The sequence below is a fragment of the Rhodovulum sp. YNF3179 genome (assembly GCF_050586465.1).
Classification (GTDB): domain Bacteria; phylum Pseudomonadota; class Alphaproteobacteria; order Rhodobacterales; family Rhodobacteraceae; genus CAJXYS01.
In genome coordinates, this window is the sequence record NZ_JBOCEG010000004.1 from 379,364 (window position 1) to 398,002 (window position 18,639).

Annotated in this window: 17 protein-coding genes and 1 tRNA gene; 12 read left to right on the forward strand and 6 right to left on the reverse strand. The window is 68.5% G+C overall.

From position 1 onward, the window contains the following. Window positions 1-42: 42 nt before the first annotated feature. The 3 genes from ACQ5SP_RS09525 to ACQ5SP_RS09535 all read left to right on the forward strand — a co-directional run bounded on the left by ACQ5SP_RS09525 (window position 43) and on the right by ACQ5SP_RS09535 (window position 5,471). On the forward strand, window positions 43-1,071 hold the full coding sequence (locus ACQ5SP_RS09525; RefSeq protein ID WP_430938124.1) for a sodium:calcium antiporter: 1,029 nt from the start codon (window positions 43-45) through the stop codon (window positions 1,069-1,071). A 102-nt stretch (window positions 1,072-1,173) separates the two neighbouring features. Continuing rightward, window positions 1,174-2,358, forward strand: coding sequence for an efflux RND transporter periplasmic adaptor subunit (locus ACQ5SP_RS09530; protein ID WP_430938125.1), 1,185 nt, complete (start codon window positions 1,174-1,176; stop codon window positions 2,356-2,358). Beyond that, window positions 2,355-5,471, forward strand: coding sequence for an efflux RND transporter permease subunit (locus ACQ5SP_RS09535; protein WP_430938126.1), 3,117 nt, complete (start codon window positions 2,355-2,357; stop codon window positions 5,469-5,471). The genes ACQ5SP_RS09530 and ACQ5SP_RS09535 overlap by 4 nt, the downstream gene beginning before the upstream one ends. A 15-nt stretch (window positions 5,472-5,486) precedes the next feature. On the opposite strand, the gene ACQ5SP_RS09540 is transcribed toward ACQ5SP_RS09535, so the two are convergent. Both ACQ5SP_RS09540 and ACQ5SP_RS09545 read right to left on the reverse strand, forming a co-directional pair. After that, window positions 5,487-5,867: a carboxymuconolactone decarboxylase family protein gene (locus ACQ5SP_RS09540; RefSeq protein WP_430938127.1), complete on the reverse strand. Its 381-nt coding sequence runs from the start codon at window positions 5,865-5,867 to the stop codon at window positions 5,487-5,489. 75 nt (window positions 5,868-5,942) lie between these two features. Next, window positions 5,943-6,758: a Crp/Fnr family transcriptional regulator gene (locus ACQ5SP_RS09545; protein WP_430938128.1), complete on the reverse strand. Its 816-nt coding sequence runs from the start codon at window positions 6,756-6,758 to the stop codon at window positions 5,943-5,945. A gap of 278 nt (window positions 6,759-7,036) precedes the next feature. On the opposite strand from ACQ5SP_RS09545, the gene ACQ5SP_RS09550 reads away from it, so the two are divergent. Beyond that, complete coding sequence (locus ACQ5SP_RS09550; RefSeq protein WP_430938129.1) at window positions 7,037-7,702, forward strand: L,D-transpeptidase; 666 nt, start codon at window positions 7,037-7,039, stop codon at window positions 7,700-7,702. Window positions 7,703-7,744: 42 nt separating this feature from the next. On the opposite strand, the gene ACQ5SP_RS09555 is transcribed toward ACQ5SP_RS09550, so the two are convergent. Together ACQ5SP_RS09555 and ACQ5SP_RS09560 are read right to left on the reverse strand one after the other, a co-directional pair. Continuing rightward, entirely contained in the window at window positions 7,745-8,035 is a 291-nt protein-coding gene (locus ACQ5SP_RS09555) for a hypothetical protein (protein WP_430938130.1), read from the reverse strand. A gap of 106 nt (window positions 8,036-8,141) precedes the next feature. Continuing rightward, a complete protein-coding gene (locus ACQ5SP_RS09560; protein ID WP_430938131.1) occupies window positions 8,142-9,074 on the reverse strand; it encodes a LysR family transcriptional regulator in 933 nt (310 codons plus the stop codon). Between the two features lie 113 nt (window positions 9,075-9,187). On the opposite strand from ACQ5SP_RS09560, the gene ACQ5SP_RS09565 reads away from it, so the two are divergent. The 7 genes from ACQ5SP_RS09565 to ACQ5SP_RS09595 all read left to right on the forward strand — a co-directional run bounded on the left by ACQ5SP_RS09565 (window position 9,188) and on the right by ACQ5SP_RS09595 (window position 15,205). Next, a complete protein-coding gene (locus ACQ5SP_RS09565; protein WP_430938132.1) occupies window positions 9,188-9,658 on the forward strand; it encodes a TRAP transporter small permease in 471 nt (156 codons plus the stop codon). Then, window positions 9,655-10,953, forward strand: coding sequence for a TRAP transporter large permease (locus tag ACQ5SP_RS09570; protein ID WP_430938133.1), 1,299 nt, complete (start codon window positions 9,655-9,657; stop codon window positions 10,951-10,953). Before ACQ5SP_RS09565 ends, ACQ5SP_RS09570 begins: the two co-directional genes overlap by 4 nt. 45 nt (window positions 10,954-10,998) lie before the next feature. After that, complete coding sequence (gene dctP / locus ACQ5SP_RS09575; RefSeq protein ID WP_430938134.1) at window positions 10,999-11,991, forward strand: TRAP transporter substrate-binding protein DctP; 993 nt, start codon at window positions 10,999-11,001, stop codon at window positions 11,989-11,991. Between the two features lie 66 nt (window positions 11,992-12,057). Beyond that, the gene (locus ACQ5SP_RS09580) at window positions 12,058-13,161 is read left to right on the forward strand and encodes an NAD(P)/FAD-dependent oxidoreductase (protein WP_430938135.1); all 1,104 of its coding nucleotides are present in this window, start codon (window positions 12,058-12,060) and stop codon (window positions 13,159-13,161) included. Beyond that, window positions 13,136-13,450, forward strand: a complete 315-nt coding sequence (locus ACQ5SP_RS09585) for a (2Fe-2S)-binding protein (RefSeq protein ID WP_430938136.1) — start codon at window positions 13,136-13,138, stop codon at window positions 13,448-13,450. The genes ACQ5SP_RS09580 and ACQ5SP_RS09585 overlap by 26 nt, the downstream gene beginning before the upstream one ends. Next, entirely contained in the window at window positions 13,440-14,852 is a 1,413-nt protein-coding gene (locus tag ACQ5SP_RS09590) for an NAD(P)/FAD-dependent oxidoreductase (protein WP_430938137.1), read from the forward strand. The genes ACQ5SP_RS09585 and ACQ5SP_RS09590 overlap by 11 nt, the downstream gene beginning before the upstream one ends. 8 nt (window positions 14,853-14,860) lie before the next feature. Further along, window positions 14,861-15,205, forward strand: coding sequence for a RidA family protein (locus tag ACQ5SP_RS09595; protein ID WP_430938138.1), 345 nt, complete (start codon window positions 14,861-14,863; stop codon window positions 15,203-15,205). A 145-nt stretch (window positions 15,206-15,350) separates the two neighbouring features. Here ACQ5SP_RS09595 and ACQ5SP_RS09600 read toward each other — a convergent pair. Beyond that, window positions 15,351-15,427: transfer RNA gene (locus ACQ5SP_RS09600), tRNA-Met, on the reverse strand. A 461-nt stretch (window positions 15,428-15,888) separates the two neighbouring features. Here ACQ5SP_RS09600 and ACQ5SP_RS09605 point away from each other — a divergent pair. Continuing rightward, window positions 15,889-17,493 carry an ABC transporter permease gene (locus ACQ5SP_RS09605; protein WP_430938170.1) on the forward strand — a complete coding sequence of 535 codons (1,605 nt, stop codon included), beginning with the start codon at window positions 15,889-15,891 and terminating at the stop codon, window positions 17,491-17,493. 67 nt (window positions 17,494-17,560) lie between these two features. On the opposite strand, the gene ACQ5SP_RS09610 is transcribed toward ACQ5SP_RS09605, so the two are convergent. Continuing rightward, window positions 17,561-18,580: an extracellular solute-binding protein gene (locus ACQ5SP_RS09610; protein WP_430938139.1), complete on the reverse strand. Its 1,020-nt coding sequence runs from the start codon at window positions 18,578-18,580 to the stop codon at window positions 17,561-17,563. Window positions 18,581-18,639: the final 59 nt, after the last annotated feature.

The window sequence follows — 18,639 nt, forward strand, 5'->3', positions numbered from 1 at the left end:
GGGGCGATCCCGTATCCGCGGCCATTCTCGGGACCGGAGCGCATGTTCGAAACCCTGGGCCTTGCGGCCCTGATCGGTCTTTTCGTCGCCGCCGGCGCGGTGATCTTCGTCGCCGGCATCCGGATGACCGGCCTTGCCGACCGGCTGGCGGACCGCACCGGGCTGGGCGAGGCGGTCGCGGGCGCGGTGCTGCTGGGCGCGGCGACGTCCTTCTCGGGGTCCATCGTGTCGCTCACCGCGGCGCTGGACGGGCACGCGGCGCTGGCGTTTTCCAACGGGATCGGGGGGATCGCGGTGCAGACGGCCTTCCTCGCCCTGGCCGACCTCGTCTATCGCCGCGCCAATCTCGAACACGCCGCCGCCGAGCTGGCCAACCTCTTCCAGTGCGTGACGCTCTTCATCCTGCTCATGTTGCCGCTTCTGGCCCATACCGCGCCGGAGGTGGCGATCTGGGGCGTTCACCCGCTGTCGCTCGCCATTCCGGTCGTCTACGCGATCGGGGTGCGGGCCACGGGGCAGGTGCGCTCGGCCCCGATGTGGCGGCCGGTGGGCACGCGCGAGACCCGCACCGACGCGCCTGACGAGGCGCGCAGCCGCAGCGGCAGCGTCGCGCTGCTGGTGCAGTTCGCGGTGGTGATGATGTTCATGGGGGTGGCCGGATGGGTCATCGCCAAGACCGCCGAATCACTGATCCTGCGGCTCGATCTCTCGCAGTCGCTGGTGGGCGCGCTGATGACGGCGGTCGTCACATCGCTGCCGGAACTGGTCACGACGCTGGCCGCGGTGCGCCGCCGCGCGCTGCAGCTTGCCGTGGGCGGGATCATCGGGGGCAACACCTTCGACACGCTTTTCCTGACGATCTCGGATATCGGGTACCGCGACGGCCCGATCTATGCCGCTCTCGGGCCGGGCGATTTCTTCTGGCTCGTTATCGGCGCGCTGATGACGGCGGTCCTGCTGGCCGGGCTGATCCTGCGCCAGCGCAACGGCCCCGCCCGGATGGGACTCGAGAGCGTGCTCCTGCTGGTGATTTACGCCGCGGCGGTTGCGGTGCAGGTCTGGCGTGGTTGAGCGACACGCGGCGCCATACCGCGCCCTGCCGGGGCAGGGGGCTGTTGGCGTTGCGCGCGGGGCTGTTATCTATGCGGGTGAGACCAGTGCCGGGAGACCGCGATGAACAGGACGAGTGCGCCCCCAGAACGTGAAACCCTCACCTTCGAGAGCGATCCGGGCGCCGGGCGGTCGCGCTGGATCGCCGGTGCGCTTGTCGTCGTGCTCGCGGCGTGGCTCGGCAGCGGGGTTCTGTTTCCCGCGCCCGAGGAGGCGGGGGACGGCGCCGTGGCGGGCAATCCCGGCCCGGTGGCCGTCGCGGTGCGCCCCTCGGCGGCGGAGCAGATCACGCAGTATTTCGTGGCCGAGGGGCAGGCACAGCCCGATCGCATGACCGCGATCCGCGCCGAGACCGGCGGCGAGGTCGCGGAGGTGCTGGCCGAGAAGGGCGCGATGCTCGAGGCCGGCCAGGTCATCGCCCGGATCGGCCTGGCGCAGCGTGCCGCCGAGCGCGACCGCGCCGAGGCCGAACTCGCGCGGGCGCGGCGGGATTTCGAGAATGCCGAGACGTTGCTCGACCGCGGCGTGGCGACGGTGGATCGCGTGGCCAACACCCGCGCGGCGCTCGCGGCGGCCGAAGCGCAGGTCGCGGCCGCGCAGGAGGCGGTCGAGAACGCGACGCTGCGCGCCCCCTTCGCCGCGCGGCTCGAGTCGCTGGCGATCGAGCCCGGGGAATTCGTCGCCCTGGGCGCCGAGATCGGGCGCGTCGTCGACAGCGATCCGCTGACCGTGACCTTCCGGGTGCCCCAGCAGGCCCGCGGCCGTCTCTCCGAGGGGCAGGAGGCGGCGGTGCGCTTCATCACCGGCGAGGAACGCACCGGGCGGCTGACCTTCCTCGGGGCCGCCGCCGATCCCGAGACCCGGACCTTCGCGGCGGAGGTCGAGGTCGCGAATGCCGACGGGGCGGTGCCCGCCGGCGTCAGCGCCGAGCTGCGCCTGCCGACGGGCGAGGCGAGGGCGCATTTCCTGTCGCCCGCGATCCTCTCGCTTAGTGCCGAGGGGCGGCTCGGCATCAAGACCGTGGACCCCGAGGATCGCGTCGTCTTCCGGCCCGTCGAGATCCTGCGCGCCCAGACCGACGGGGTCTGGGTGTCGGGCCTGCCCGACAAGGTCCGGATCATCACCGTGGGCCAGGGATTCGTGCGCGACGGCGAAACCGTCGATCCGCGCCCCGAGGACGCGCTCGGGACCGGGGCGCGGCGCGGGGCGCCACCCGCGGCGCCGGATACCGGCGCAGGCGCCGAATGAGCGGCCTGATCGACGCCGCCTTCTCGCGCGCCCGAGTCGTGGCGCTCGCGCTGGTCTTCATCCTGACGGCCGGGGCCTATGCCTATGTGGCGATCCCCAAGGAAAGCACGCCCGAGATCCCGATCCCGACCATCTATGTCGTCACCACGCTCGAGGGCATTTCGCCCGAGGACAGCGAGCGGCTGCTGGTCGAACCGCTGGAAACCGAGCTGGCCTCGGTGTCGGGGCTGAAGGAGATGCGCGCCAGCGCCGGCGAGGGCTTCGGGTCGGTCACGCTGGAATTCGAACCCGGCTTCGACTCCGACGAGGCGCTGGACAGCGTGCGCGAGGCCGTCGACCGCGCCAGGACCGACCTGCCGCAGGACGCGACCGATCCCAGCGTCAACGAGGTCAACACCGCGCTCTTCCCGATCCTGACGGCGGTGCTGTCCGGGCCGGTGCCCGAACGCGCGCTGAACGACCTGGCCGAAGCGCTGAGGGATGACGTCGAGGCGCTCGAAGGCGTGCTGGAGGTCGAGATCGGCGGCGCGCGCGACGCGCTGCTCGAGGTGCTGATCGATCCGACGGTCTTCGAGACCTACAACATCTCCTTCGACGAGCTGATCGGCCAGATCACCCGCAACAACCGCCTGATCGCGGCCGGCGCGATCGAGACCGGGGCGGGCCGGATCGTGCTGAAGGTGCCGGGGTTGATCGAGAACGTCGAGGACGTGATGGAACTGCCCGTGAAGGTGCGCGGCAACACGGTCGTCACCTTCGCCGATGTCGCCACGGTGCGGCGCACCTTCGAGGATCCGGACGGATACGCCCGGATCAACGGGCAGCCGGCGCTTGCGCTCGAGATCAAGAAGCGCGCGGGCGCCAACATCATCGAGACCGTCGCCGCGGTGAAACGGGTCGTCGCCGAGAGCCGCGCGGACTGGCCGTCCACCGTGCGGATCGATTACCTCCAGGACCAGGCCGAGCAGGTCCAGACCATCCTCGACGATCTCGAGTCGAACGTCATCGCCGCGGTGATCCTGGTGATGATCGTGATCATCTGGGCGCTGGGCGTGCGGCCCGCGATCCTGGTCGGGCTGGCCATCCCCGGCGCGTTCCTGTCGGGTGTCGCGGTGCTCTATGCCATGGGCTACACGATGAACATCGTCGTGCTGTTCTCGCTGATCCTGGTGGTGGGAATGCTGGTGGACGGCGCCATCGTCACGACCGAGCTTGCAGATCGCCGTCTGCAAGAGGGCACCCCGCCGCGGCTGGCCTACGCGGCCGCGGCCAAGCGCATGGCCTGGCCGATCATCGCCTCGACGGCGACGACGCTCAGCGTGTTCCTGCCGCTCCTGTTCTGGGAGGGCGTCGTGGGCGAGTTCATGAAATTCCTGCCGATCACCGTGATCCTGACGCTGACCGCCTCGCTGTTCATGGCGCTGATCTTCATCCCGGTGACGGGCCGGCTGATCGGGCGGCGCCAGCCGCAGGACGCGGCCGCGCGCGCGGCGCTTCACGAGGCGGAAAACGGCGATCCGCGGCGGGCGCCGGGCATCACGGGCGCCTATGCGCGGTTCCTGGAGCGCGCGCTGCTGCGCCCGGTGGCGACGCTGATGCTGGCCGTGGCGCTGCTGATCGGGGCCTTCGGCGCCTATGCCGAGTTCGGTCGCGGTGTGATCTTCTTTCCCGAGGTGGAACCCGATTTCATGCAGGTCACCGTCCGCGGGCGCGACAACTTCTCGATCTACGAGCGCGACGCGCTGGTGCGGACGGTCGAGGAACGCCTGCTCGATTATGACGATATCCGCAACGTCTATGCCCGCTCCACCGCCGACCGGCGCAACGAGGAAGAGGTGCTGGGCCGTCTCCAGCTGGAACTCGTCGACTGGGACAAGCGCCGCACCGCCGCCGAAATCGGTGACCGGATCCGCACCGAGATGGCCGCGATCCCGGGCATCGAGGTGCAGGTCCAGACCCAGTCGCAGGGACCGACCCAGGGCAAGCCCGTGCAGCTGGAACTGCGCGCCCGGTCCGACGATGCGCGCGACGCGGCCGTCGAGACCGCGCTGGCGGAGATGACGAAGATCGGCGGCTTCACCGACGTCACGGACACCCGCCCCCTGCCCGGGGTGGAATGGCGGCTCAGCCTCGACCGGAGCGAGGCCGCGCGCTTCGGCGCGGATGCGAGCCTGCTGGGCCAGGCGGTGCAGCTGCTGACGCGGGGCATCACCGTGGCCGACTACCGCCCCGCGGACGCCGAGGGATCGGTCGATATCCGGGTCCGCTTCCCCGCCGGCGAGCGCACGCTCGAGGATTTGCAGAGTCTCCGCGTGCCGACCGGCGCCGGGCTCGTGCCCATCGCCAATTTCGTGAGCTTCGAGCCGGCGCCGCGTACCGGCACGATCCGCCGCATCGATCAAAACCGGGTGGTCCGGATCGAGGCCAACGTCGCGCCGGGGCTCCTGGTCAACGACCAGATCACCGCCCTGCGCGCGGCGCTGGAGGGCGCGGCGCTGCCGGACGCGATCAGCTGGAGCTTCGCCGGGGAGGCCGAGGAACAGCAGGACGCGCAGTCGTTCCTGGTGCTGGCCTTCCTGACCGCCATCGGGCTGATGTTCGCGATCCTGGTGACGCAGTTCAACAGCTTCTACCAGGCGCTGGTGGTGATGAGCGCGATCATCTTCTCGGTGGCCGGGGTGCTGCTCGGGCTGCTGGTGACGGGCCGGCCCTTCGGCGTGGTCATGGGCGGGATCGGCGTGATCGCCCTGGCCGGGATCGTGGTCAACAACAACATCGTGCTGATCGACACCTATAACGACCTGCGCCGGGCGGGCGCCGGGGCGCTCGAGGCGGCACTGCGAACCGGCTCGCAGCGCCTGCGGCCGGTGGTCCTGACGACGGTGACCACGGCGCTCGGCCTGATGCCGATGGTGATCGGGGTCAGCGTGGACTTCTTCCGCCGCGAGGTGGTCTACGGCGCGCCCTCCACCCAGTGGTGGACCGAACTGTCGAGCGCCATCGCCGGCGGCCTGTTGGTCGCCACGGCGCTGACGCTCATCGTGACGCCGGCGATGCTGGTGCTGGGCGAGCGCGTCGCCGGCCGCCTCGGCGCGCGGCGCGCCGGCGCCTGACGACGGGGCGCAGGATCAATCCGCGTCGAGAACCTTGCGCGCGACGCGGAAGCATTCCAGCGCCTGCGGTACCCCGCAATAGATCCCGATCACGTGGATGATGGCGCGGATCTCGTCGCGGCTGACGCCGTTGTTCACGGCGCCCCGGCAATGCACTTCCCATTCCTGCATCTTGCCGAGCGCCCCGATCATGGCGAGGTTCATCATGCTGCGCGTCTTGGCGTCGATCACCGAGTCGCCCCAGCCGAAACCCCAGCACCAGGCGGTCATCGCCTCCTGGAAGGGCCGGGTGAAGTCGTCGGCCGCGGCGAGGTTCTGCGCGACGTAATCCGCGCCGAGGGTCGCCTTGCGTTGCGCGAGGCCTTTCATGAAGAGATCTTCGTCGAATGTGCTCATGCTCCGGTCCTTTCCCGTGACGATGCCGTTCACTGGGGAACTCTACGGGATTGGCGGATGCGGAACAGGCCTGCCTCAGCTGTGGAGCCGGGCCGCGTGATTGTAGTGCCGGCCATGGCTCCAGCGTCCGGGCATCTCGCCGGACGGGCCAAGCAGCGGGCTGCGTGTCGACGCCTCGATGAACTCGCGGAAGGTGGCGTTCTTGCGGATGATCTTCTGGCGGATGTCGCGCGAGAACCCGGCTTCGACGTTCAGCCGCAGTTCCGCATCGCGGGCGACCATGCGGCGGAGTTTCTCGCTTCCGATGCAGAACACGCGGGTGCGCTTCGTCACGATCGCCGTGGCGGTCGACGGTGCGCCCGCAAGGCAGGAAATCTCGCCCACCAGGATGTCGGAGCCGTATTTGTAGAGCAGCTGCTCGCCGGACGAGATGTCGACGGAACCTGACGCGACGTAGCTGACCATCTTGGACGGCGTGCCTTCCTGCGTCAGGATTGTGCCGGGCTCCAGGTTGCGCCAGGTGCCCGCATCGAGGAACTGTCGCGCGCGCTGCCCCCGCAGGGACGGAAACTTGCTCGAGAGGAAGTGTTTCTCCTCGTCGCTGAAGCGCACCAGGAACGAGCCGAGGGCCATGCGCACCAGGCCGATCAGGCTGATGAGGATGAAGCTGATCTGGATGATGGCCGAGGCGAGGTTGAAATTCGTGATCAGGCTGGTCAGCACCAGCGCGGCCGCGACGAGGTTGAGCGACGGGTAGATGAAGCTCTGGCCCCGGATCCAGCCGATCTGAAGCGCGAAATAAGCACCGAGATAGACGATCACGCCGAGAATGCCCGCGTAACCGGCAATCACGACGAAATCCTGCTGGGCGATCAGGGTGAGAAATTCCATATATGCCTATTCGTATGTATTTGTTTCAAAAAATTGAGAAAAGGACGCATAAAATTGCAAAAATGATAATACCATCGAACATGAATTTCCCCAAGCTCGATTTCCATGTCCGCCACCGCCAGCCGCGGCACGCCCGCGCGGGGGGCGCCCGTGGCGGCAACCCCACGCCGACGTGACTGGACCAGCGGCGGCCGATGGCTTAACCAAAGTTGCGATTTCCCGGGCGCGCGCGGTGCGCGCGGTATCGGTATCGACGTAGTCCGGCTGGAGGGGCGACCATGGTAACCCGGCGACACTTCATCATGACCTCGGCGGCGCTGTTTTCGCAGCCGGTCGCCACGTCGGTATGGGCGGCGCCGACCTCGTTGCGCGCGAAATGGAAGGCATGGGACGCGCAGGTCACGCCTGCGGATTACGATCCCGGAACCTCGAATCCCTGGGGGCTGCAGCCCCGGTTCCTGCCGCGGCGCGTCGAGGCGAAAGACGGGCTGACCCCCGGCGACATCCACGTCGATGCCATCGCGCGCTATCTCTACCATATCCAGGGCGACGGCACCGCCATGCGCTACGGCGTGGCCATCGCGCGCGGCAGTCTCTACGAGGCGGGCGTCTACACCATTCGCCGCAAGGCGAAGTGGCCGGGCTGGACCCCGACGCAGAACATGATCCGGCGCGAGCCGGAGGTTTACGCCAAGTACGAAGACGGCGTGGACGGCGGCCCCGAGAACCCGCTCGGGGCGCGGGCCTTCTATCTCTACGAAGGCAACCGGGACACCTATCTGCGCATCCACGGAACGCCTTACCCGGGGTCCGTGGGCGGGCGCGCCAGTTCCGGCTGCGTGCGGATGGTGATGGCCCACATCATCGGGCTCTACGACCAGGTCGAGCTGGGCACGACGGCGCATCTCCACCCGGCGGAAGACGCGGTCACCGCCAGCACCTGACCAGGTCAGGCGGGGACGCCGTGCGCCGGCGATCCGCGGGCGTCAGGCCTCTTCGGCCGGAGGGGCGGCGGGACGGGCGCAGATCGGCCGGCCCGCCCGCGTGCGAAGCGGCAGAAACGTCGTCTCGACCGGACCCTCGTGGCGATACCAGTAGCACCGGCCCTCGGGCCCGAACCGAACGGCGGTCAGGTCCTGGTGGGGCGCGGCGAGCGCGCGCACCGCTTCCGGCAGCTCCTCGATCAGGGCGTTCCGCGACGTATCGGAGCCTGTCCCGGACGCACAGGCCCCCAGTGCCAGGACAAGGGCCAGCGCTGGGGCAACCCGGTACTTCATGCAGTCTCTCCGTTGGCGCGGCCGAAAGGCATGCCTGCCCCGCTTTCGTTCGATCGCCCAGACGTTCCGAAAAGCGGGCCGGATCGTCAAGGCGTTTTCCGCGGCGTCAATTCCGCCGACCGCTCTCGATATCGTTTCGCATCCGTTCGATTTGCCCGGCAATGCACGCGCAGAATGCGTCGGCCAGGGCGGAGCTGGGGCGATGCGCGGGTCTCAGGATCGAGATGCTGCTGCTGATGCGCGGCCGGAAGGGCCGGAACACGAGCGGCATGTCGGCATCGCCGCGCTGGAGAAACCCGTGTGCCGTGATCATGTCGCAGATCATGTAGCACATCCCCGAGGCCACGAACTGCAGCCCCGGCAGGAACGTCTGCAATTCGAAGCGCCGGCGAAAGCTGCAGCCGGCGTCGTCGAAGGCCTTGCGGGTCTGTTGAAAGGTTTCGTGCTCGGAAAATAGCATGGCGAGGTCCGCCCCGTCGAGATCGGCCGGGCTGATGATCGCCTTCCCGGCCAGCGCGTCATCGGCGGCAAGGACACAGACGCATTCCAGGTCGAAATCGGTCTGGCTTATGGCGTCCCTCGGCCGCGGGGTTTCCGCGAAGCCGACGTCGAACTGCTGCGATGCGACGAGTTCCTCGATCACGCGCGACGAGCGCATCATCAGCGCGACCTCGACGTCCGGTCGCTCGGACAGGAAGCCGGTCAGGACCCGCGGCATGAAGAATCCGGAGGCGGCGGGGTGGCAGGCGACCCGCAGGCGCCCGCGCTCGAGCGAGGCGACGCCGGCCAATGTCCGTTTCGTCTGTTCCAGCCGGGACAGGATCTCCTCGGCTTCCTCCAGGAAGAACCGGGCCTCCGGCGTTGGCAGCAGCTTGCCCTGCTCGCGATGGAAGAGCCGGAAGCCGAGCTCGCGTTCCAGGCTCGCGATCATCGCGCTGACCGCGGGCTGCGTGCGCCCCAGGGTCCGGGCGGCCTGGCTGATCGACCCGCTGCGCATGACCTCGCGAAAGGTCATCAGTTGACGGATGGACAGGTTCACGGCGCCTCCATAAGGAAAATCTATGAGATCAGCATTTTTTTGAATTTGATTTTATAGGGTGCGGCGCGTCAAGCTCTTCGTCAGCGGTCGAAACGCCGCGACCGGGGAGGGACATGGACCGTTTCGCGAAATATCTCCTGACGACGCTCATCTGCATCGTGGCGCTCGGCCAGTTCGTGCAGGTGGTCACGCGATACATCCTGCAGGTGCCGGTCATGGGCCTGGAAGAGACGATGCTCTATCCGACGCTCTGGCTCTACATCCTGGGCGCGGTCAATGCCTCCCGCGAGAACACCCATATCCGCGCGAATGTCCTGGAGATCTTTCTCAAGACCGATCGCCAGCACACCATCCTCGCGATCGTCGGTGAGGTCATAAGCCTGGTCGTCGGTCTCTGGCTGCTGAGCTGGGCATGGGACTTCACCCGGTACGCCTGGCGCGTCTGGAAGGAGAGCCCGACGCTCTACATCCCGACCTTCTACTCGGACGTGGCGCTGGTCATCGGGCTCGCCCTGATGATGCTCTACACGGCCATCAACATGTACGGCCATATCAAGGACCTGCGCCGGAGGGCCGTGAGATGATCGAAATCGCCCTTCTCGCCATCGCGGTCCTCGTGATTTTCCTGACGCTGGGCGTGCCGCTGCCCTACTGCTTCGGCGGCGCGCTGATGGTGATGTACTTCGCCGGCGGCGTGACCATGAAGGGCATGATGCTCTGGGGGTTCCAGCAACTCGGCAACCCCGTGCTGCTGGCGATCCCGCTCTTCGTTCTGGCCGGGACGATCATGTCGGCCAGCGGCATCGCGGCCTCGCTGCTGCAATTCGTCAACGCCTTCATAGGCCATGTGCGGGGCGGCCTCGGCGTCGTCGCCGCGGTCAGCTGCGCCATCATCGGCGCGATCTCGGGCTCGGGCCTGACCGGCATCGCGGCCGTCGGCCCGCTCCTGATCCCCGAGATGGAAAAGCGCGGCTACCCGCGCGAATACGCCACCGCGCTGATCGCCAACTCCTCGATCCTCGGCCTGCTGATCCCGCCCTCGGTCACCATGATCGTCTATGGCTGGGTCACCGACACCTCGATCCTCGCCTGCTTCCTGGCGACGACCGGGCCGGGTCTGCTGATCATGATGAACTTCTCGCTCATGAACCTCTGGATGAGCCGCAAGTTCAACCTGGTGCTCGACGAAAAGCCCAGCTTCACCGGGCTGGTCGGCGATGTCGCCCGCCGCGGCACCTACGCCGCGCCGGCCCTGCTGATGCCGGTGATCATCCTCGGCGGTATCTACGGCGGCATCATGACACCGACCGAGGCCGCCGCGATCGCGGTGATCTACGCGGTGCCCGTGGGCTTCCTGATCTACAAGGGCCTCGACCTGAGCACGTTCCTTGCCGCCGGCAAGGAGGCCGCCACCGCCGTCGGCGCGATCATGCTGATGATCCTGTTCTCGATGATCCTCAGCCAGATGTTCGTCTACGAGGCGATCCCGCAGAAGATCGTCAGCTCGATCTTCGAGATCACCGAGAACAAGGTGATCCTGCTGATCCTGATCAACATCCTGCTCTTCCTCGTGGGCATGGTCGTAAACGACGTCACCGCGATCATCCTGATCGCGCCGCTGCTGCTGCCGCTGATGAACGCCATCGGCGTGAGCCCGGTGCAGTTCGCCGCGATCATGGGCGTCAACACGGCCATGGGCGGCGTGACGCCGCCCTATGCCTCGATCCTCTACCTCGGCGCGCGGATCGGCAACGTGAAAGTCACCAAGGTCATCCCGCCGGCCATGCTGCTGATCCTGACCGGCTACGTGCCCGTCGTGCTGCTGACCTCGCTCTGGCCCGACCTGTCGCTCTTCCTGCCGCGGCTGTTCGGCTACTGACCCGACCACCAACCCAAGACCAAGCATCCAACAAGGAGACCCAAGATGAAACACATGCTTCTCGGCACGGCCGCGCTCGGCCTTCTGGCCTTCGGCGGCATCGCTGACGCGGCCGACCTGAAAATGAGCCATGTCCGCCCGCAGGACGCCACGATCGACAAGGAACTGCGCGCGTTCTCGGAAAACGTCAGCGCCGCGACGGACGGCGACGTTTCGATCAACATCTTCCCGGCCTCGGCGCTGGGCGACTACACGACGGTGCAAGAGCGCGTCTCGGTCGGCGCGATCGAGATGGCCACGCAGCCCGCCGCCACCGGGGCGGATCGCCGGATGCAGATCAGTTCGTTCCCCTACCTGGCCAACAGCTGGGACGAGGCGCGCGCGATCTACGGCCCCGACGGGCCGGTGCGCGAGGTGATGGCCGATCTCTATGCCGAGCAGGACATCACCATGCTCGCCGCCTACCCGGTCTATTTCGGCGGCATCTCGCTGAACACCGAGCCGGTGAACCCGGGCGACCCGTCGGACTCCAACGGGATCAAGGTGCGTGTCCCCGGCATCAAGAGCTTCCAGCTGACCGGCCAGGCGCTGGGCTACATCCCGTCGCCGATCCCGTTCTCGGAGGCCTTCACCGCCATCCAGACCGGCGTGGTCGACGGGGTGATCGGCTCCGGTGCCGAGGGCTACTACGCGTCCTTCCGCGACGTGACCCAGGCCTATATCCCGGCCAACACCCATTTCGAGGTGTGGTACATGATCATCTCCAACAGCGCGCTTTCCGAGCTCGACGCCGAGGACCAGGACGCGCTGACCCAGGCCGCCGCCGATTTCGAGGCGACGCGCTGGGAAGTGGCCGAGGCCGACCAGGGCAAATGGGAGCAGCGGCTCGCGGATGAGCTCGGGACCAACGTGGTCGAACTCTCCGACGCGCAGCTCGCCGCCATGGCCGAGAAGGTCCGCGCCGATGTCTGGCCCGAGGTCCTGCAGGATGTCGGCGCAGAATGGGGCCAGTCCATCCTCGACGAGATCGGCAAGTAAGCCGGCTTGCGCGGGGCGGCTTCCGGGCCGTCCCGGCAGAGGCGCCACTCAGGCCTGCGAGGTTGAATGCTTTCGGACTACGCCATCATCGGCGGCGGTGTCGTCGGCCTGTCGGTCGCCTGGGGTCTGCTCCGGCGCGGCCGCTCGGTGACGGTGCTGGACGGGGGCGACGGATCCTTCCGCGCCAGCCGCGGGAATTTCGGCCTGGTCTGGGTGCAGTCCAAGGGCATGAACCAGCCGCGCTACGCGCGCTGGTCGCAGCAATCCGCCGCCGCCTGGGGCGACTTCGCCGCCGAACTGGGCGAGGCGACGGGCCGCGACCTGGGGCTGGAGCAGAAAGGCGGCTACGATCTGCATTTCTCGGAAGAGACCCTGCAGCAGACCGTCGAGAAATACGAGACGCTGAAGGCGAAGCTCGGCGGAGATTATCCGTTCGAGGTGCTGGGCCACAACGCGCTCAGGAAGGAAGAACCCCATATCGGGCCCAAGGTGGTCGGGGCGATCCTGCATCACCAGGACGGCCATGCGAACCCGCTGCGCCTGTTGCTGGCACTGGCCGACGATGTCCGGCGCCGGGGCGGGCGCGTGATCACCGGGCAGACCGTGACCGATGTCGAGAAGAGGGACGGCGCCTTCCGGGTCACCTGCGCGGACGGCGCGACGGTCGAGGCCGGGAAGGTGGTTCTCTCCGCTGGTCTCGGTGCGATGGAGCTGGGACCGAAGCTCGGCTTCAAGGCGCCGATCCGGGCGCAGCGCGGGCAGGTCATGATCACTGAAAAGCTGCCCAGGTTCATCAACCGGCCCTCGCTGATTGCCCGACAGGTGGACGAAGGCGGGGTGCAGATCGGGGCCACGAACGAGGAGGTGGGGCTCGACGACAGCGTGACCCAGCCGGGCCTGTCGGGTCTCGCCGCGGAGGCCGTGGCCGCCTACCCGGTGCTGGGGCGCGCGCAACTCGTGCGCAGCTGGGGGGCGCTGCGGGTCATGTCGCCCGACGGCCTGCCGATCTACCAGGAAAGCGTCACAACGCCGGGGGCGTATCTCGTCACCTGCCACAGCGGCATAACCCTCGCGGCGGTGCACGGGCACATCCTGCCGTCCTGGCTCGAAGGCGCCGGGGACGCGCCGGATCTGGAGGTATTCAGTGAAGACCGCTTCGCCGTTTCATGAGATCGACGCGGATGCCGCGCGCGTCACGGTGCGGCTCGACGGTGCCGATCTCTCCTTGCCCGCGGGGGCGAACCTTGCCGCGGCGTTGCTCGCCGCCGGCGTGCCCGTGTTCCGGCACACGCCGGTTTCCGGGGCGCCGCGGGGGCCGTTCTGCATGATGGGCGCCTGTTTCGATTGCCTGGTCGAGGTGGACGGCGTGACCCGCCAGGCCTGCCTCCTCACCGTCGAGGAAGGCCTGGAGATCCTGCGCGCCGGTCCCGCCACCGCGGAGAGCGCCGATGCAAGCTGACCTTGTCGTCATCGGGGCCGGCCCGGCCGGGATGGCCGCGGCCGCAACCGCGGCCGAGGCGGGGCTTTCGGTCGTCATCCTCGACGAGCAGGCGCGGGCCGGCGGCCAGATCTATCGTGATGTCACGCGCAGCGCGGCGCGGCGCGGCGACATCCTCGGGCAGGATTACAGCGCCGGGCTGCCGCTTGCCGCGGGGCTGGAGCAGCCGTCGATCACGCATGTGACGCGGGCGACGGTCTGGCAGATCGCGCCCGACGGCGCCGTCGCCTATTCCGTCGATGGACGTGGCGCGATCGTGCACGGCCGCCGGGTCTTGCTGGCGACGGGCGCGCTGGAACGGCCCATGCCGGTGCCGGGCTGGACCCTTCCGGGGGTGATGACGGCCGGCGCCGGGCAGATCCTGATCAAGGAATCCGGCGTGGTGGCCGGGCGCGCGGTGCTCGCGGGATCGGGGCCGTTGCTCTACCTTATCGCGGCGCAGATGGTGCGCGCGGGGACGCCGCCGCTTGCGCTGGTCGAAACCCAGTCCCGGCGCGATACCGTCGCCGCCCTGCGCCATCTTGCCGGGGCGCTGCGTGGCTGGCGCTATCTCGTCAAGGGGCTGTCCATGCTTGCCGAAATCCGGCGCGCCGGCGTTCCGCGCTACACGGCTGCCGCCGACATCGCCGTCGCGGGCACCGACCGGGCCGAGGCGCTGTCTTTCGTCGCGGGGGGCAAGCGGCATCGGATCGCCTGCGAGACGGTGTTCCTCCATCACGGCGTCGTGCCCAACATGCAGGCGGCGCGGTCGCTGGACATCCCGCACCGGTGGAATGCGGCCCAGGCCTGTTTCGTCCCCGAGACCGACCCCTGGGGGCGCACCGAGATTCCCAACGTGTTCATCGCCGGCGACGGCGCCGGGATCGGCGGCGCCAAGGCGGCCGAGCAGGCCGGCCGTCTCGCCGCCCTCGAGGCCGCGCGGGACCTGGACCGGATCAGCGCCGATGCGCGCGACCGCGCGGCCGCGCCTGTCCGCGCGGCGCTGCGCGGCGAACTGGCCGTGCGCCCGTTCCTCGATCGTGCCTATCCGCCCTATGCCGCGGCGCTGCAGCCTGCGGATGCGACCGTGGTGTGCCGCTGCGAAGAGGTGACGGCGGGCGATATCCGCGGGTACGCCGCGCTCGGCTGCAAGGGACCGAACCAGACCAAGGCGTTCGGCCGGCCGGGCATGGGCCCGTGCCAGGGGCGATATTGCGGCCTGACCGTGGTGTCGATCCTCGCCGCGGAAACCGGCCAGGGCATGGACGAGACCGGCTATTACCGGATCCGCCCCCCGCTGAAGCCGGTGACGCTGGGTGAACTGGCGGCGATGGAGGAACCCCCCGCGGAGGATCCCGCCGTCATGGCCGTGGACGGAAGATGAGGACAGAGATGATAGAACGTATCGACCCCGGTCCGCGGATGAGCCGGATCGTCAAGCACAACGGGACGGCCTATCTTTGCGGACAGGTCGGCGCCGGGCAGAGCGTGGCCGAGCAGACCCGGGATTGCCTGTCCCGCGTGGATGGCCTGCTGGCGCAGGCCGGCTCGTCCCGCGAGCGGATCCTGCAGGCGATCGTCTGGCTCGCCGACATGGCGGATTTCGACGAAATGAACGCGGTCTGGGATGCCTGGGTGCCGGACGGCCATGCCCCGGCGCGGGCCTGCGGCGAAGCCCGGCTCGCGCGGGCCGATCTGAAAGTGGAAATCATCGTCACCGCGGCATGCGACCCGTGACCGCGTCCGCGGCGCGATGACCGGGGGTCCCGTCGCCTTCGGTGCCGGGACAACGAAGACCGGTTGCGACGGCGGGGCGGGCGACGCCCCGCGCGGTGCAAGACCCCGTGAAAACAGGGGCGCCACGGCATGTCCAGGTGGGCGATGGTAGCGGAGGAGGGACTTGAACCCCCGACACAAGGATTATGATTCCTCTGCTCTAACCAACTGAGCTACTCCGCCAAGAGCGAGGCGGTAGGTAAGCGAAGCGCGCGGGGGCGTCAAGTGGGTTGGCGCCGGAAAATCGGTGCCGCGCGGCACCGGTCGGCGAATGGCGGAAAAGGTGGTGCCCGGGGGGCGCAGGGACGCGCGTCGCGCCCCGGTGCCGCCCCTGCCGCGGGCGGGCCGGTGCGACGCCGCGCTTCATCCGAGCGTTTTGCTCAACATTGACATTCCCGGGCGCCTTGGTCACGGTGCATCCGCTTGCGCGATCGCTGCCAGGCGGCGCCGGTCCGCAGAGTCAGGATATCCGATATCAGCCCGGGGCACCCAACGAAGATGCACTTCACGACCGAATGCCGCGCGTCGTCTGCGCACCGGCCGTGCCGCAGGACCGCCACGCCGACGGGCCGAGAGGGCGCTGGCCGGTCATGATGGGGGCGGACGCGACACCGCGGCAGCGCCGGATATCGGCGGACCGCGTCATGGTGGTGATTGCATCGCTGCTGGCGCTGATCTGTGTCCTGCCGCATCTGGGCGTGCTCTTCGCGGCCCTCGGCGGCACGGGCGAGACGCTTGCCCATCTGATGGACACGGTTCTGCCGCGCTACATGGCTGCGACGGCCACGCTGGTGGTGCTTGTCGGGATCGGCACCTTCTGTATCGGCACCGGCGCGGCCTGGCTCGTCATCATGACCGAGTTTCCCGGGCGGCGCCTGCTGGAAGTGGCGCTGGTCATACCGCTCGCCTTCCCGGCCTACGTGCTGGCCTATGCCTATACGCATCTCCTCGATCACCCGGGCATCGTGCAGTCGACGCTGCGCGAGGTGATGGGCTGGGGCCCGCGCGAGTACTGGTTTCCCGAGATCCGGTCGCTGGGCGGGGCGGCGGCGATGCTGACGCTGGTGCTCTATCCCTATGTCTACCTTCTGGCGCGCGCGGCCTTCGTCGCGCAGTCGGCCTCGACGTTCAACGCCGCGCGTGCGCTGGGGCAGTCGCCATTCGGCGCGTTCCTGCGCGTGTCGGTGCCCATGGCCCGCCCGGCGATCATGGCCGGTGTCCTGCTCGCCGCGATGGAGACCATCGCCGATTTCGGCACGGTGGCCTATTTCGGCGTGCAGACCCTCGCCACCGGCATCTACACGAGCTGGTTCACCATGGCCGACCGCGCCGCCGCGGCGCAGATCTCGCTCGGGCTGCTGGCCTTTGCGCTGCTGCTGGCCGGGCTCGAGCGGGCCAATCGCGGTCGGGCCCGCTACGACTACGGCCGGCGTGTCGAGACGATGTCCCGCATCGAGCTGCGCGGCGCGCGCGCGGGCGCGGCGCTGGCGGCCTGTCTCGTCCCGGTTCTCTTCGGCGTGATCGTTCCGGTGGTCGCGCTGTCGGAGATGGCGATCGGCTCGGAACAGAACCTGTTCAGCGGGCGGTATATCGGGTTCATCGGCAATTCCCTGACGCTCGCGACCGCGACCGCGCTGGTGACGGTCGCGGCGGCCGTGATCGTGGGCAGCTACAACCGGATGCGGCCGGGCGTTCCCTCGTCCACGGTGCTTTACACGGCGCGCCTGGGCTACGCGGTGCCGGGCGGTGTGATCGCGGTCGGGCTGCTGGTGCCCTTCGCGGCATTCGACAACACGCTCGACGCCTGGATGCGGGATACCTTCGGCATCGCCACGGGCCTGCTTGTCACGGGCTCGATCTGGCTGCTCGTCGTCGCTTACATGATCCGCTTCCTCGCGGCCGCGATCGGCGCCTACGAGGGCGGGATCAGCGCCATCAGCGGGAATATCGACTCCGCGGCCCGGGTGCTTGGCCTGAACGCCTTCGGCCTGCTGCGCCGCGTGCATGTCCCGATCCTGACGCCCAGCTTGCTGACCGCCGCGCTGATCGTTTTCGTCGACGTGATGAAGGAGCTGCCGGCGACGCTGATCATGCGGCCCTTCAATTACGACACCCTCGCCGTTCAGGCCTACAGGCTGGCCTCGGACGAACGCCTCGACGGGGCGGCGGTGCCCAGCCTGGTGATCGTGGCCGTGGGGCTTTTGCCGGTCATCCTGCTCTGCCGGCAGGTCGCGCTGCATCGCAAGTAGCGCGGGCACGGAAAAAGGGCGCGGTCCGCATGGACCGCGCCCCCGCAAGGCCGCTTGGGGGCCGGGCTTACTCCCAGCCGACCTCGTTGAAGATCTGCTGCGCGGTGGCGACGTTGTCGGCGACCGCACCGAGATCGACATCGTCGGGCTTGAACATGCCGAGCTGCGCGACGGACTCGCTGATCGCCACGCCCGGCACGGCCGGATACTCGTCATTGCCGGCCGAGAAGTACTGCTGCGCCTGGTCGGAGGCGAGGTATTCGAGGAAGGCGACCGCGTTCTCGCGGTTCGGCGCATGCGCGGCCACGCCGCCGCCCGACAGGTTCATATGCGCGCCCTCGGCGTCCTGCGCGGGGAAGACCCAGCCGATCGTGTCGGTGCTGTCCGACAGGCCTTCGACGTCTTTCCGCAGCGCGCGGGCGAAGTAGTAGGTGTTCGAGATCGAGATGTCGCATTCGCCCGAGACGAGACCGCGCAGCTGGTCGGTGTCGCCGCCCTGCGGATCGCGCGCGAAGTTGTTCACCACGCCCGCGGCCCAGTCGCGCGCGGCCTCTTCGCCGTGGTTCTCGATGATCGACGAGAGCAGCGTCTGCGAGTAGACGTTGGTGGACGAGCGGTGGCAGACCATGCCCTCATAGGCCGGGTCGGCGAGATCGACATAGCTCTGCGGCGGGTTCGCCACGTCGGCCTTGTCGTAGAAGATGATCCGCGCCCGCTGGCTGAAGCCGAACCACTGGTTGTCCTCGTCCTGGAGATAGGCCGGGATGCGCTGCTCCAGCACGTCGCTGGCCACGGATTGCAGGAGGTCCGCGTCCTTGGCGCGCTCGAGACGCGAGGTGTCGACCGTCAGCAGGATGTCGGCCGGGCTGTTGCGGCCCTCGGCCTGCATGCGGGCGATCAGCTCGTCCGCGTTGCCCTCGATCCGGTTGATCGTGATGCCGGTCATGTCCTCGAAATCGGAATACAGGCGCTCGTCGGTATCGTAGTGGCGCGACGAGTAGAGGTTCAGTTCGCCATTGGCGAAGGCCGGGGCGGCGAGGCTGGCGATGGTGAGCGCCAGAACCGAGGTTCTTGTCGTCAGGGTCATGAGGATCTCCCGTGATTCATTCCTTAGTGTTTTTGTCTGATAACAGCCGACACGCAGAT

Coding starts and splice junctions, on each gene's coding strand:
- ACQ5SP_RS09595 (WP_430938138.1), top strand. CDS start 14,861: ATGATAGAACGTATCGACCCCGGTCCGCGGATGAGCCGGATCGTCAAG.
- ACQ5SP_RS09605 (WP_430938170.1), top strand. CDS start 15,889: ATGGTGGTGATTGCATCGCTGCTGGCGCTGATCTGTGTCCTGCCGCAT.
- ACQ5SP_RS09530 (WP_430938125.1), top strand. CDS start 1,174: ATGAACAGGACGAGTGCGCCCCCAGAACGTGAAACCCTCACCTTCGAG.
- ACQ5SP_RS09555 (WP_430938130.1), bottom strand. CDS start 8,035: ATGAAGTACCGGGTTGCCCCAGCGCTGGCCCTTGTCCTGGCACTGGGG.
- ACQ5SP_RS09610 (WP_430938139.1), bottom strand. CDS start 18,580: ATGACCCTGACGACAAGAACCTCGGTTCTGGCGCTCACCATCGCCAGC.
- ACQ5SP_RS09545 (WP_430938128.1), bottom strand. CDS start 6,758: ATGGAATTTCTCACCCTGATCGCCCAGCAGGATTTCGTCGTGATTGCC.
- ACQ5SP_RS09540 (WP_430938127.1), bottom strand. CDS start 5,867: ATGAGCACATTCGACGAAGATCTCTTCATGAAAGGCCTCGCGCAACGC.
- ACQ5SP_RS09580 (WP_430938135.1), top strand. CDS start 12,058: ATGCTTTCGGACTACGCCATCATCGGCGGCGGTGTCGTCGGCCTGTCG.
- ACQ5SP_RS09570 (WP_430938133.1), top strand. CDS start 9,655: ATGATCGAAATCGCCCTTCTCGCCATCGCGGTCCTCGTGATTTTCCTG.
- ACQ5SP_RS09525 (WP_430938124.1), top strand. CDS start 43: ATGTTCGAAACCCTGGGCCTTGCGGCCCTGATCGGTCTTTTCGTCGCC.
- ACQ5SP_RS09550 (WP_430938129.1), top strand. CDS start 7,037: ATGGTAACCCGGCGACACTTCATCATGACCTCGGCGGCGCTGTTTTCG.
- ACQ5SP_RS09535 (WP_430938126.1), top strand. CDS start 2,355: ATGAGCGGCCTGATCGACGCCGCCTTCTCGCGCGCCCGAGTCGTGGCG.
- ACQ5SP_RS09565 (WP_430938132.1), top strand. CDS start 9,188: ATGGACCGTTTCGCGAAATATCTCCTGACGACGCTCATCTGCATCGTG.
- ACQ5SP_RS09590 (WP_430938137.1), top strand. CDS start 13,440: ATGCAAGCTGACCTTGTCGTCATCGGGGCCGGCCCGGCCGGGATGGCC.
- dctP (WP_430938134.1), top strand. CDS start 10,999: ATGAAACACATGCTTCTCGGCACGGCCGCGCTCGGCCTTCTGGCCTTC.